The following is a 12,886-nucleotide window of genomic DNA, read 5'->3' on the forward strand; positions in this document are numbered from 1 at the left end:
AGCCCCAGCATTTTCGCAGCATTTTCACGGCGTCTGGCGGGTTTGACGCCATAGTCTCGACCGCTATGCGTTCCTTCGCTGCCGACCCCTGCGCCTCGCCCATGCGACGGGTGGCCCTCGCCTGCCTGGTCGGCTCGACGGTCGAGTACTACGACTTCTTCATCTACGGCACCGCCGCAGCGCTGGTGTTTCCCACCGTTTTCTATCCGCATCTGAGCCCGATGATGGCCACGGTCGCGTCGATGGGAACATTCGCCACCGCCTTCCTGTCCCGCCCACTCGGTGCCGCCGTCTTCGGGCATTTCGGAGATCGACTGGGACGCAAGAGAACTCTGGTCGCCACCTTGTTGATCATGGCGCTTTCCACCGTGACGGTCGGCCTGGTGCCCGGGAGCGCGACGGTGGGCGTGGCGGCTCCGCTGATCCTGATCACCTTGCGGCTGCTGCAGGGATTCGCGGTCGGCGGTGAGTGGGCAGGATCGGCCCTGCTGAGCGCGGAGACGGCTCCGGCGGGCCGGCGCGGCCGCTACGGCATGTTCACCGTCGTCGGCGGCGGGATCGCGCTGATGCTGACCAGCCTGACCTTCCTCGGGGTGAATTTCACCATCGGCGAGGGCAGTTCGGCGTTCATGACATGGGGGTGGCGCATCCCGTTCCTGTTCAGCGGGGTCCTGATCGCGATCGCCCTCTACGTGCGCCTGAACCTCAGCGAAACGCCGGTATTTGCCCGGCAGGAGTCCCATAATCTCACGGCCCCAACGCCTTTCGCGGAAGTGTTGCATCTGCAGCGGCGTGAGGTGGTGCTGGCCGCCGGCTCCGTCCTGGGCTGTTTCGGCCTGGTCTACCTCGCCAGCACTTACCTGACCGCCTATGCCCACACGCATCTGGGCTACTCGCGCAACGTCATCCTGCTGGTCGGCGCGCTGGGCGGGTTGACGTGCATTGCCTCGGCAGTGCTCACGTCGACGCTGTGCGATCGGTTCGGGCGGCGCCGGGTCCTTCTGGTGTGCTGGTCGGTGGGTGTTCCGTGGGCGTTGCTGGTGATGCCGCTCATCGACTCGGGAAACGTCACCCTGTTCGCGGTCGCGATCGCCGGGTTGTTCGTCGTCGACGGCGCGGTGTTCGGCCCCGTCGCCTCGTTCGTCCCGGAACTGTTCCCGACCCGGTACCGCTATACCGGCACCGCGCTGGCGATCAACCTCGCCGGCGTCCTCGGCGGTGCGGTACCCCCGCTGATCGCCGGTCCGCTGTCAGCGGATTACGGGAGCTGGGCGATCGGCCTGATGATGGCGACCCTGGCGCTGGTCAGCCTGGCCGCGACCTATCTGCTGCCCGAAACCCACGGAATCATCCTTGCCGAGCCGGCTCAGTTGGCGTGCAGTTCCGCGTTGAGCTCGATGCCCTGACCGTCGCGCGACACCACCTCCACCGCACCGGTCAGCGAATTGCGGCGGAAGAGCAGGTTGTTGCCGCCCGACAGCTCCCGGGCCTTGACCGATTCGCCTTCCGGCGTGCTGACCTTGGTGCCGGCGGTGATGTACAGGCCCGCCTCCACCACGCAGTCGTCGCCCAGTGAGATGCCCAATCCGGCGTTGGCTCCCAGTAGGCAACGCTCGCCGATCGAAATGACCTCGGCGCCTCCGCCGGACAACGTGCCCATGATGGACGCGCCGCCGCCGATGTCGGAACCGTCACCCACCACGACGCCCGCCGAGATGCGGCCCTCCACCATGGACGCGCCCAGGGTTCCGGCATTGAAGTTGACGAAGCCCTCGTGCATGACCGTGGTCCCCGGGGCCAGGTGGGCGCCGAGCCGGACCCGGTCGGCGTCGGCGATGCGCACCCCCGAAGGCAGCACGTAGTCGACCATGCGGGGGAATTTGTCGACGCCGTAGACCGTCACCGGTCCGAGTCGGCGCAACCGCGCCCGCACCGCTTCGAAGCCTTCGACCGCGCAAGGGCCCCGGTTCGTCCACACCACATTGGTCAATACTCCGAACAAGCCGCCGGCGTTCAGCCCGTGCGGCGCCACCAGGCGATGCGACAACAGATGCAGGCGCAGGTAGGCGTCGTAGGCGTCGGCGGCCGCATCGTCCAGCGAGCCGATCGCCGTGCGGATCGCGATCGTCTCGGTCTGCCGGTCGTCGTCGCGCCCGACGAGCGCACCCAGCACCGCCGGCAGATCCGACAATGCCAGCCGCGTGGTCGCGGTGGTCTCCGATTCGATCAGTTCGGGTTCGGGGAACCATGCGTCCAGGACAGATCCGTCGGAGGCGAGGGTCGCCAGGCCAATACCTGCAGCTCCAGTCACGGTCGTCAAGGCTACTTTGGCCGGCGAGCAGACGCGGAATCGCATCCAACAGCCCCTGCGAGTGCGACTTCGCGTCTCCTCGCGGGGCTGGCCCTAGGCTGGAGCTGTGCTGGATCTGCGCGGAGACCCTGTCGAGCTGACCGCGGCGCTGGTCGACATTCCCAGCGAGTCGCGGGACGAGGCGCGCATCGCCGACGAGGTCGAGGCCGCGCTGCGCGAGCAGACATCCGGGTTCGAGATCATCCGCAACGGCAACGCGGTGCTGGCCCGCACGGCGCGCCGGAAGCCGTCTCGCGTGCTGCTGGCCGGGCATCTGGACACCGTCCCGGTGGCCGACAACCTGCCCAGCCGGATCGAGGACGGCGAACTGCATGGCTGCGGTACCTCGGATATGAAGTCCGGCGACGCCGTCTTCCTGCACCTCGCCGCAACGGTCGCCGAGCCGGCGCACGACCTGACCCTGGTCTTCTACGACTGCGAGGAAATCGAGTCCGCGGCCAACGGTTTGGGCCGCCTGGAGCGCGAGCTGCCGGACTGGCTGACCGCCGACGTGGCGATCCTGGGCGAGCCCACCGGGGGATTCATCGAGGCGGGTTGCCAGGGCACGTTGCGCGTCGTGGTCAGTGCTGCTGGAACCCGCGCGCACTCGGCGCGATCCTGGTTGGGGGACAACGCGATTCACAAGCTGGGTGCCGTGCTGGACCGGTTGGCCGCGTATCGGCCGCGCAGCGTCGACATCGACGGTTGTGTTTACCGCGAAGGCCTTTCGGCCGTGCGCATCGACGGTGGCGTCGCTGGCAACGTCATTCCCGACGCGGCCTCGGTTACGGTCAATTTTCGCTTCGCGCCGGACCGCTCCCCTGAGGAGGCGTTGCAGCACGTGCACGAGGTGCTCGACGGACTGGCCGTGTCGATTGAACTGACCGACTCCGCGGCCGGTGCCTTGCCGGGTCTGTCGGCGCCGGCTGCGAAGTCGCTGGTCGAGGCCGCCGGGGGACAGGTGCGGGCGAAGTACGGCTGGACGGACGTCTCCCGGTTTGCGGCGCGGGGCATCCCGGCGCTGAACTACGGGCCGGGCGACCCGAACCTGGCGCACAAGCGCGACGAGCGGGTGCCGGTCGCCGCGATCACCGCAGCGGTGGACATGCTGCGGGGATATCTGACCGGTTAGGCGCTGAACTGCCTGGCCTGCGCCGCCGCATCCGCGGCCGCGGCGCCCATCCCGATCGCCGCCAGGTCATCGGCAACGGCCTTCAGCGCGTCCGCATCACCGGCAACCAGAGCGCTGGCGTGTCTGGATACGAGATGCCCTACCGGGCAATTGATTTCAGCGACCAGGCGAGTGGCCGGGTCGGCAGCTCGCCGGTCGCCCAGGCGGATGGCGTCATGCCAGGCGAGCAGCGCCACCGCCGACTGTCCGGCCCGCTCGGCCGCGCGGGCCGCTTCGCGAGCCGCCGTGACCGCGCTGGTCTGATCACGCGCGGCCGCCCGGGTCCAGGCGCGCGCCACCCCGAGTTCGGGGGCAAACAGGGCCGACTTGGTCCCATGCCGGGATTCCGCGCGGCGCAATGCTTTGGCAGAGCCGGGAATATCGCCTTGGCGGGCGATCGCCGTCGTCAGCAACATCAGCGACAACGGACCCCAGGAATAGCCGGTGCGTTCCAGCTCGGCGGCAGCAGGATCCAAAAGTTCTGCGGCCGCGACGAATTCACCCTTCACCAGCAACACGTAAGCCAGCAGCACCTCGCCGATCGCGCGGCCCGGCTGTTGCAATTCGGCGAAATCGGTGAACTGCTGTGCCAGTGTCTGCGCTTCGTCTACTTCGCCCGCCATCAACAGCGAGGTGATCTGGCCAAGTCCCACCGTGAACCGCAGCAGTCCGGGATGTTCGGCGGCCGCAGCCTGTCCGGCGAGCCGCTCGACGTCGTCGAACCGGCCCATCCGGGCCGAGGACAAGGCTGCTGCGCTGGCCGCCCAGGACACCGCCAGGTCACTCGCCGCAGATCCGGACAGCACCTCGTTAGCCAAAGTCGTTGCACGTTGCAGGTTTCCGGCATTCATCGCGAATGTGGCACTTAGTCCGTCCAGCACCGTGCGCGCCGCCGGGTCGGTCAGCCGACCGCGGGTGGTCTGCAGGAAAGCGGTGGCTTTCTCTGGTTCGCCGAGCATGAAGAATTGGTTGGCGGCCCGCGGCACCGCCCACGCCATCAACTCCGACTCCGACAGTTGCGCCGGTTCCACCGCCGCCAGCACCGCTCCTGCTTCGCGGCCGCGTCCCTGCCAGCCCAGTGCCTGCCCCAGCACCAGACGGGACTGCAGTCCGCCGGACTGATCGACGGCGGCCCGCGCCAACCGTTCGGCCAGCAGCAGATCGCCCAGCCGCAGCGCCTGTTGCGCGGCCTCGGCCACCTCTTCCACCGGTTGGGGTGCGTCGCAGTCCAGTGCCAGGGACGCCAACCGCAGCCGGTCGCTGAGGTGCTCGGCCGGATGCTGCGCCAGGAGCTTCACCAACTCGGTGCGTCGTCGTCGTACGCCGTCGGCGCCCAGTGCCGCCCGCGCGCGCACCGCGAAAAGCGGGTGCGCGGTGTAGACCATCGGGCGCTGGTCGTCGTGGTTGCGTATCCGGGTCTCGGCGGCCCCCAACTCCTCGGCTTGACCTACCGCGCCGTGACCGGCCAGGACGTTCAGGTCGTCGAGCGTCAGCGGCTCCAGGATCGACAGGAACTCGACCACTGCCCGCGCCGGTTCCGGTAATTCCGCGAGGAACTCGTCGACCTCGGCCGCGGTCGTGGTCCCTGCGGGAGGCTCCAGGTCGATGCGGTCCAGTAGGCCGTCGGTCCACATCGCCGCGATCGCCGGCGGGGCCGCATCAGCGCGGGCGGTGACGATCATCCGGGCCGCCCGGGTGAGCGCCAACTGATACACCAGAGTGGCCGACAGGATGTCCAGGTCGTGCGCCTCGTCGACGATGAGGAGCAGATCACCTTGCGCGGCGGCGCGGGTCAGTGAGGTGCGGGCGGCGCGCAACAGCGCGGCCGGCTTGCCGATGTCGGCGATGTCGATCAGATGACCGAAGGCGCCGAACGGAACCACCCGCTCGGCCGGGGTGCCGATGACCCAGCGGGTAGTCGTGCCCGGGTGTTGCGCGCAGAACTCCTCAGCGGCCAGCCGAGCCAGGGTTGACTTGCCGACGCCGTCGGGTCCGAGTACCACCGCACCACCCTTGTCGGCCAACGCGGCGGTCAGCCGCTGTAGAGCGGCCGTGTGCTGGGGGACGTTCCAACGAATCGGCACCATTGCGAGTCTATGGCCCGCGTTCGGTACGCGGCTTCCGCAGGGTTGGTCTACGTTTCGGATATGTCTTCCGCAACCAGCGGCCAGCGGACGGTCGCGGTGTACTGCGCGGCGTCGCCGATGCATCCGGAGTTGCTGGAGCTCGCGGCGTCACTGGGTGCGGCCATCGCCGAGCGGGGCTGGACGCTGGTGTGGGGTGGTGGCCATGTGTCGGCAATGGGCGCGGTGGCCTCGGCGGCGCGCGCCCACGGCGGCTGGACCGTCGGGGTAATACCCACCATGCTGCTGGAACGCGAACTGGCTGACCATGATTCGGACGAGCTGATCGTTACCGACACGCTGCGTGAGCGCAAACAAGTCATGGAAGAGCGGGCCGACGCGTTCATCGCGTTGCCGGGCGGGGTCGGCACCCTGGACGAATTGCTGAGCGCGTGGACCGAGGGGTATCTGGGCGTGCACGACAAGCCGATCGTGCTGCTGGATCCCTGGGGTCACTATGACGGTGTGCGTGCCTGGGTTTACGGACTGATCGACAGCGGCTACATCTCCCAGGCCGCCGTCGACCGGCTGATCGTGGTCGATAAAGTCGGCGATGCGCTCAACGCGTGCGCGCCCGACTGACGGGCGGAGCTGGTTTTAACGAAGCCAGGGATAGCGAGGGATGACGTGTCCGATCAAGGCGCACGCGCACGGGTCAAGCTCACCGATATCGCCATGCAGGTGCCCGGCCTCATCGCCGACGCGCCGTCGATCGCGCGAGGAGTCGGCGGCTTGCTGGCCCGGCCCAGCTCCAAGACCTCAATCGCGTCGGTGTTCCAGGACCGGGCCGCTCGCTACGCCGACCGGGTATTCCTCCGGTTCGGGGATGAGCAACTGACCTACCGCGAAGCGAATGCCACCGCGAACCGGTACGCCGCCGTGCTCGCCGCGCGCGGAGTCGGACCGGGCGACGTCGTCGGCGTCATGTTGCGCAACTCGCCGAACGCGGTGCTGACGATGCTGGCCGTCGTCAAGTGCGGCGCGGTCGCCGGCATGCTCAACTATCACCAGCGCGGTGACGTCCTGGCGCACAGCCTGGGTCTGCTCGATGCCAAGGTGCTGATCGCCGAATCCGACTTGGTCAGTGCCGTCAGCGAATCCGGCGGCTCGGCCGGTGACGTGCTGACCGTGGAAGACCTGGGGCGCTTTGCCACCACCGCCCCGGCCACCAACCCGGCGTCGTCGACGGCGGTGCGCGCCAGGGACACCGCGTTCTACATCTTCACTTCCGGCACCACCGGTTATCCGAAGGCCAGCGTCATGACGCACTACCGCTGGCTCAAGGCGCTGGGCGCTTTCGGCGGACTCGGGCTGCGGCTGAAGAGCTCCGACACCCTGTACAGCTGCCTGCCGCTGTATCACAACAACGCGTTGACGGTGGCGGTGTCGTCGGTGATCAACTCGGGGGCGACACTCGCGCTGGGGAAGTCCTTCTCCGCGTCGCGGTTCTGGGACGAGGTGATAGAACACCGCGCCACCGCGTTCATCTACATCGGCGAGGTCTGTCGCTACCTGCTCAACCAGCCGGCCAAGCCGACCGACCGCAAGCACAAGATCCGTGTCATCGCCGGCAACGGCCTGCGGCCGGACATCTGGGACGACTTCACCGAACGCTTTGGCATTTCCCGGGTTTGCGAGTTCTACGCTGCCAGCGAAGGCACCACGGCGTTCATCAATGTGTTCAATGTTGCTCGCAGCACCGGGATTTCACCGATGCCGCTGGCCTATGTCGAGTACGACCCGGACACCGGCGAACCGGTGCGCGACGACAACGGGCGGGTGCGTCGGGTGCCTGCCGGAGAGCCCGGCCTGTTGCTGAGCCCGGTCAACCGGTTGCAGCCGTTCGACGGCTACACCGACAAGTCCGCCACCGAGAAGAAGTTGGTGCGCTCCGCTTTCAAGGAGGGCGACTGCTGGTTCAACACCGGTGACGTGATGAGCCCGCAGGGCTTGTTCCACGCGGCCTTCGTGGACCGGTTGGGCGACACGTTCCGCTGGAAGGGTGAGAACGTGGCCACCACCCAGGTCGAGGCCGCGGTGGCAACCGATCCCAATGTCGAAGAGTGCACGGTGTTCGGCGTCGAGGTGCCCAACACCGGCGGGCGCGCCGGCATGGCGGCGATCAAGCTGCGCGAGGGCGCCGGGTTCGACGGCCAGTCGCTGGCCCGCGCCGTGTACGACAAGCTGCCCGCCTACGCACTGCCGCTGTTCGTGCGGCTGGTTGAGTCGCTGGAGCACACCACGACGTTCAAGAGCCGCAAGGTGGAGTTGCGTAAGCAGGCTTACGGGTCGGATGTGCAGGATCCGCTGTACGTGTTGGCCGGCCGCAAAGAGGGATATGTGAAGTTCTACGACGAATATCCGGAGGAAGTCGCCTCGGGCAAGCGACCGCAGGGCTGAAAGCCCTGGGGGAACGCGCCGGCCGGTTGGGCCGGCGGTCTTTGAGTCACAACAGTCACACGAGCCCCTGCAGGAGTCGCCTCACTCTCCCGCGAAAGGTGATAGCGCATGCGATATCACCTTTCAGGCGGCGCTGTGCCGAGCTTTGCCGGTGCACAAGTGACGGATGTGACTGAGTGCCAGGCAGCCGCTGTGCGCTGACCGGTCCGCCGTTGCGCAACCCTCACACTGGGCGCCATCGACGCCAGGTCAGCAGGCACTATGGAGGCGTGCGCTCAACGTCGGCGGCGTCAGCCGGCCAACACACCCTGTGCGGTCGTCCGGTCGCGGGTGATCGCGCCCTGATCATGGCGATCATCAACCGGACCCCCGACTCGTTCTACGACAAGGGCGCGACCTTTGCCGACGACGCAGCCCGCGAGGCGGTACACCGCGCGATCGCCGAAGGAGCCGACGTCATCGATATCGGCGGGGTGAAGGCGGGCCCGGGCGAGACCGTCGACACCGCTACCGAGATCGCCCGGCTGGTGCCGTTCGTCGAGTGGTTGCGCGGCGCCTACCCCGACCAGCTGATCAGCGTCGACACCTGGCGTTCGGAGGTGGCCAAGCTGGCGTGCGCGGCCGGCGCGGACATCATCAACGACACCTGGGGCGGGGTAGACCCGAAGTTGCAGGAGGTGGCCGCCGAGTACGACGCCGGCCTGGTGTGCGCGCACACCGGAGGAGCGTTACCGCGCACCCGGCCCTTCCGGGTGAGCTACGGTACGACTACCCGCGGCGTGGTGGACGATGTGATTCGCCAGGTCACAGCCGCCGCCGAGCGGGCCGTCGCGGCCGGGGTAGCCCGCGACCGGGTACTGATCGACCCGGCCCACGATTTCGGCAAGAACACCTTCCACGGGCTGCTGCTGTTGCGGCACGTGGCCGATCTTGTTAAGACCGGGTGGCCGGTGCTCATGGCTTTGAGTAATAAGGACTTCGTCGGGGAGACTTTAGGCGTGGACGTGACCGAACGGCTCGAGGGGACGCTGGCAGCCACCGCGCTGGCCGCGGCCGCCGGGGCCCGCATGTTCCGCGTCCACCAGGTCGCGGCGACCAGGAGGGCGCTGGAGATGGTCGCCTCGATTCAGGGCATCCGTCCGCCGGCGCGGACCGTGAGGGGGCTGGGATGACAGCATCCGATCTGGTCGCGGCAGACCTGGTCGGCGACCTCGCCGACCGGAGCTGGAACCGGCCACGCTGGACTGTCGACGAACTCGTCGCCGCCAAGGCGGGCCGGACGATCTCGGTGGTGCTGCCTGCCCTCAACGAGGAAGAAACCGTCGAATCGGTGATCGACAGCATCTCGCCGCTGGTTGACGGGCTGGTCGACGAACTGATCGTGCTGGACTCGGGATCCACCGATGACACCGAGATCCGCGCCATCGCCGCCGGTGCCCGAGTCGTGAGTCGTGAGCAGGCGCTACCCGAGCTTCCGGCGCGACCGGGCAAGGGCGAGGCGTTGTGGCGGTCGCTGGCGGCCACCAGCGGGGACATCGTGGTGTTCATCGACTCCGACCTGATCGACCCGGACCCGATGTTCGTGCCGAACCTGGTCGGCCCGCTGCTCACCGGCGACGGCATTCACCTGGTCAAGGGCTTCTACCGGCGGCCGCTGAAGGTCGGCGACGCGAGCGGCGACGCGGGCTCCACCGGCGGTGGCCGTGTCACCGAGCTCGTGGCGCGGCCGCTGCTGGCAGCGCTGCGCCCCGAGCTGGGCTGGGTGCTGCAGCCGCTGGGCGGGGAATACGCAGCCAGCCGGGAATTGCTGATGTCGCTGCCGTTCGCGCCGGGTTACGGCGTGGAGATCGGCTTGCTGGTCGACACCTTCGATCGGCTGGGCCTGGACGCGATCGCCCAGGTCAACCTGGGTGTGCGAGCCCACCGCAACCGGCCGTTGGAGGAGTTGGGCGTGATGAGCCGGCAGGTGATCGCGACGTTGCTGACGCGCTGCGGCATTCCCGACTCGGGTGTCGGGTTGACCCAGTTCTTTCCGGCCGGCGACGGCTACACCCAGCACACCCTGCCGGTGTCATTGGCCGATCGCCCCCCGATGAGTGTGCTCAGACCTTGCTGATCGCCGGCCTGTCGGTGCGGTAGGGCAAGATCGACTCTCGTGGCGCTGGTATTGCTGTACCTGGTGGTTCTGACCCTGGTGGCGGTCGTTTTGTTCGGCGTGGCAAGCCTGTTGTTCGGCCGCGGAGAACAGTTGCCGCCCCTGCCGCGCGCGACGACGGCGACGGTATTGCCCGCCTACGGCGTCACGGCGGCCGACGTCGAGGCCGTTAAATTCACGCAAGTGCTGCGCGGGTACAAGACCAGCGAGGTCGACTGGGTGCTGGACCGCCTGGGTCGCGAGATCGAGACGCTGCGTGGCCAGGTTGCCGCCCTCCAATCGTCCGGGATAGAGGCGCCCCCGGCCGATGACGTCAACGAGGCCGAGGTATCCGACGTCGACGCCGTCGCGGTCGACCGGTCCGGCCCCACGTGAGCCCGCGATGAGTGACGACGGTCTGGTTCGCTGCGGCTGGGCCGTCGTCCGCCCCGGGCCGGATGCCGACCTCTACCGCGACTACCACGACGACGAGTGGGGTCGACCACTCACAGACGGCACCGCGTTGTTCGAGCGGATGAGTCTGGAGGCATTCCAAAGCGGGCTGTCGTGGCTGATCATTCTGCGCAAGCGGGAGAACTTCCGCCGGGCGTTCCACGGCTTCGACGTCGAGCAGGTCGCCCACTTCACCGAGGCGGACGTGCAGCGCCTGCTGGCCGACGACGGCATCGTGCGCAACCGCGCCAAGATCGAATCGACGGTCGCCAACGCCCGCGCCGTACTGGACCTGGGGTCGCCGCAGGATTTGTCTGAGCTGCTGTGGTCGTTTGCGCCGCCCACACGTCCCAGGTTTGCTGACTTGTCCGAAATACCTTCCACCAGCCCGGAATCCAAGGCCATGGCCCGTGAGCTGAAGCGCCGAGGTTTCCGCTTCGTGGGACCGACCACCGCCTATGCGCTGATGCAGGCCACCGGCATGGTCGACGATCACATCAGCGCTTGCTGGGTCCCTCCGAGCGGTGCCGGGCGGGCTTCTTAGGCGTCAGGTTGGCCTCAGAAGCGGGTCTTTGTGCACCTGGTCTCCCGGATAGGGAACAATGGAGGGGTGATTTGGCAGTTCAATGTCGGGTATGGCTGGAAATCCACTGGCGGGGCATGCTCGGCGCCGACCAGGTCCGCGGGTGCGGGCCAGCTCGAATCTGGAGGGAGCACTCGATGGCGGCGATGAAGCCCCGGACCGGTGACGGTCCACTTGAAGCAACCAAAGAGGGGCGCGGCATCGTGATGCGGGTACCACTTGAAGGCGGCGGTCGTTTGGTCGTCGAACTGACGCCGGACGAGGCCGCTGCGCTGGGCGACGAACTTAAGGGCGTCACCAGCTAACCCGCAGACCGGTTCATCCGTCTGCCTCAGGCACACACCTTCCGGTAGATGTCCAGCGTCTGCTCGGCGATGTGTGCCCACGAGAATTCCTCGATACAGCGTTGTCGTCCCGCGTGGCCGTACTGTCGCGCCTTTGCGGGCTCGGCGACCAGCGCGTTGACGGCCTCGGCCAACCTTGCCTCGAAGGCCTCCGGGTAGTCGGCGTCGTAATGCACCAATGACCCGGTGACGCCGTCGGCGACCACCTCGGGGATGCCACCGACGTCGGAGGCCACCACCGCCGTCCCGCACGCCATTGCTTCCAGGTTGACGATGCCCAACGGCTCGTACACCGAAGGGCACACGAAAACATTTGCAGCGGTGAGTATTTCGCGCAACTTCGTCTTGTGGAGCATATCGCGAATCCAGAACACGCCGGTGCGGCTGCGCTCGAGTCTGGCGACCGCCGAGCGCACTTCCTCCGCGATCTCGGGAGTGTCGGGCGCCCCGGCGCACAGCACCAGCTGAACGTCCGGGCTGAACTGGTGAGCGGCCGCGACCAGGTGTGGGACGCCCTTCTGGCGGGTGATGCGCCCGACGAACGCGACGATGGGACGGTTCGGGTCGACGCCGTGTTCTGCCAGGACTGAACCGGTATGGACGGGGCCGGCCGGGTGCCAGAACTCGGTGTCGATTCCGTTGCGGATCACGTGCACCGCGTTCGGGTCCAGCGTGGGGTAGACCCGCAGGATGTCGTCGCGCATGCCGGAGCTGACGGCGATGACCGCGTCGGCGGCCAGCGTCGCGGTCTGTTCGACCCAGGAGGACACGTGATAGCCCCCGCCGAGTTGCTCGGCCTTCCATGGGCGCATGGGTTCCAGCGAATGTGCGGTCAGCACGTGGGGGACGTCGTAGAGCAGCTTGGCCAGGTGTCCGGCCATTCCGGTGTACCAGGTGTGCGAATGCACGACGGTCGCCGCGTTGACGGCGTTGGCCATCACCAGGTCTGCCGACAGGGTGGACAGTGCGGCGTTGGCGGCACGCAGGCGCGGGTCGGGCTGGTGGGCGACGGCTCCCGGGCGGTCGACTCCCATGCAGTGCACGTCGACCGCGCACAGCCGGCGCAATTGGGAGACCAGTTCAGTGACGTGTACGCCGGCTCCGCCGTAGACCTCCGGAGGGTATTCCCGAGTCATCATCGCCACGCGCATACCCGAACGGTAGTTCGGCGACGAGGCAGCCCGCAGGGCGGGCTGGCGTGGAGCCGGACAGTCGAGCCGGAGTCGGCGACGAGGCAGCCGCAGGGCGGGCTGGCGTGGAGCCGGACCGAGATGGCCCGAACTGCACTAACTTCCTTAAATATTCGTCCGTCTAGCGAATTGACAATC

The 12,886-nt window shown here is 67.8% G+C and carries 12 protein-coding genes; 9 read left to right on the forward strand and 3 right to left on the reverse strand.

What is annotated here, in order from left to right; all coding sequences use genetic code 11:
• Positions 1 to 101: 101 nt before the first annotated feature.
• Positions 102 to 1,406, forward strand: coding sequence for an MFS transporter (locus AO501_RS12255; RefSeq protein ID WP_055577982.1), 1,305 nt, complete (start codon positions 102 to 104; stop codon positions 1,404 to 1,406).
• On the opposite strand, the gene dapD is transcribed toward AO501_RS12255, so the two are convergent.
• Positions 1,367 to 2,320 carry a 2,3,4,5-tetrahydropyridine-2,6-dicarboxylate N-succinyltransferase gene (gene dapD / locus AO501_RS12260; protein ID WP_156452494.1) on the reverse strand — a complete coding sequence of 318 codons (954 nt, stop codon included), beginning with the start codon at positions 2,318 to 2,320 and terminating at the stop codon, positions 1,367 to 1,369. The genes AO501_RS12255 and dapD overlap by 40 nt on opposite strands.
• Positions 2,321 to 2,417: 97 nt before the next feature.
• Here dapD and dapE point away from each other — a divergent pair, with 97 nt between their 5' ends.
• Complete coding sequence (gene dapE, locus AO501_RS12265; protein WP_055577983.1) at positions 2,418 to 3,482, forward strand: succinyl-diaminopimelate desuccinylase; 1,065 nt, start codon at positions 2,418 to 2,420, stop codon at positions 3,480 to 3,482.
• On the opposite strand, the gene AO501_RS12270 is transcribed toward dapE, so the two are convergent.
• On the reverse strand, positions 3,479 to 5,605 hold the full coding sequence (locus AO501_RS12270; RefSeq protein ID WP_055578014.1) for a GTPase domain-containing protein: 2,127 nt from the start codon (positions 5,603 to 5,605) through the stop codon (positions 3,479 to 3,481). The genes dapE and AO501_RS12270 overlap by 4 nt on opposite strands.
• Positions 5,606 to 5,668: 63 nt before the next feature.
• Here AO501_RS12270 and AO501_RS12275 point away from each other — a divergent pair, with 63 nt between their 5' ends.
• The 7 genes from AO501_RS12275 to AO501_RS12305 all read left to right on the forward strand — a co-directional run bounded on the left by AO501_RS12275 (position 5,669) and on the right by AO501_RS12305 (position 11,519).
• Positions 5,669 to 6,226, forward strand: a complete 558-nt coding sequence (locus AO501_RS12275; RefSeq protein ID WP_055577984.1) for a TIGR00730 family Rossman fold protein — start codon at positions 5,669 to 5,671, stop codon at positions 6,224 to 6,226.
• Between the two features lie 45 nt (positions 6,227 to 6,271).
• Positions 6,272 to 8,044, forward strand: a complete 1,773-nt coding sequence (gene fadD6 / locus AO501_RS12280; protein ID WP_055577985.1) for a long-chain-acyl-CoA synthetase FadD6 — start codon at positions 6,272 to 6,274, stop codon at positions 8,042 to 8,044.
• 347 nt (positions 8,045 to 8,391) lie between these two features.
• Positions 8,392 to 9,216, forward strand: a complete 825-nt coding sequence (gene folP, locus AO501_RS12285; RefSeq protein ID WP_055578015.1) for a dihydropteroate synthase — start codon at positions 8,392 to 8,394, stop codon at positions 9,214 to 9,216.
• On the forward strand, positions 9,213 to 10,160 hold the full coding sequence (locus AO501_RS12290; protein ID WP_055577986.1) for a glucosyl-3-phosphoglycerate synthase: 948 nt from the start codon (positions 9,213 to 9,215) through the stop codon (positions 10,158 to 10,160). The genes folP and AO501_RS12290 overlap by 4 nt, the downstream gene beginning before the upstream one ends.
• A 39-nt stretch (positions 10,161 to 10,199) precedes the next feature.
• Positions 10,200 to 10,574: a DivIVA domain-containing protein gene (locus AO501_RS12295; RefSeq protein WP_055577987.1), complete on the forward strand. Its 375-nt coding sequence runs from the start codon at positions 10,200 to 10,202 to the stop codon at positions 10,572 to 10,574.
• 7 nt (positions 10,575 to 10,581) lie between these two features.
• On the forward strand, positions 10,582 to 11,175 hold the full coding sequence (locus AO501_RS12300; RefSeq protein WP_055577988.1) for a DNA-3-methyladenine glycosylase I: 594 nt from the start codon (positions 10,582 to 10,584) through the stop codon (positions 11,173 to 11,175).
• Positions 11,176 to 11,351: 176 nt separating this feature from the next.
• Entirely contained in the window at positions 11,352 to 11,519 is a 168-nt protein-coding gene (locus AO501_RS12305; RefSeq protein WP_003406247.1) for a DUF3117 domain-containing protein, read from the forward strand.
• A 26-nt stretch (positions 11,520 to 11,545) separates the two neighbouring features.
• Here the strand turns inward: AO501_RS12305 and glgA are convergent, their stop codons facing one another.
• Positions 11,546 to 12,709 carry a glycogen synthase gene (gene glgA, locus AO501_RS12310; RefSeq protein ID WP_055577990.1) on the reverse strand — a complete coding sequence of 388 codons (1,164 nt, stop codon included), beginning with the start codon at positions 12,707 to 12,709 and terminating at the stop codon, positions 11,546 to 11,548.
• Positions 12,710 to 12,886: the final 177 nt, after the last annotated feature.

This window comes from Mycobacterium gordonae, assembly GCF_001417955.2.
Lineage (GTDB): Bacteria > Actinomycetota > Actinomycetes > Mycobacteriales > Mycobacteriaceae > Mycobacterium > Mycobacterium gordonae_B.

What these genes read in the sequence shown, in the direction of transcription:
- AO501_RS12255 (WP_055577982.1), top strand. Translation starts at nt 102, where the DNA reads ATGCGACGGGTGGCCCTCGCCTGCCTGGTCGGCTCGACGGTCGAGTAC.
- AO501_RS12275 (WP_055577984.1), top strand. Translation starts at nt 5,669, where the DNA reads ATGTCTTCCGCAACCAGCGGCCAGCGGACGGTCGCGGTGTACTGCGCG.
- folP (WP_055578015.1), top strand. Translation starts at nt 8,392, where the DNA reads ATGGCGATCATCAACCGGACCCCCGACTCGTTCTACGACAAGGGCGCG.
- AO501_RS12290 (WP_055577986.1), top strand. Translation starts at nt 9,213, where the DNA reads ATGACAGCATCCGATCTGGTCGCGGCAGACCTGGTCGGCGACCTCGCC.
- AO501_RS12300 (WP_055577988.1), top strand. Translation starts at nt 10,582, where the DNA reads ATGAGTGACGACGGTCTGGTTCGCTGCGGCTGGGCCGTCGTCCGCCCC.
- AO501_RS12305 (WP_003406247.1), top strand. Translation starts at nt 11,352, where the DNA reads ATGGCGGCGATGAAGCCCCGGACCGGTGACGGTCCACTTGAAGCAACC.
- glgA (WP_055577990.1), bottom strand. Translation starts at nt 12,709, where the DNA reads ATGCGCGTGGCGATGATGACTCGGGAATACCCTCCGGAGGTCTACGGC.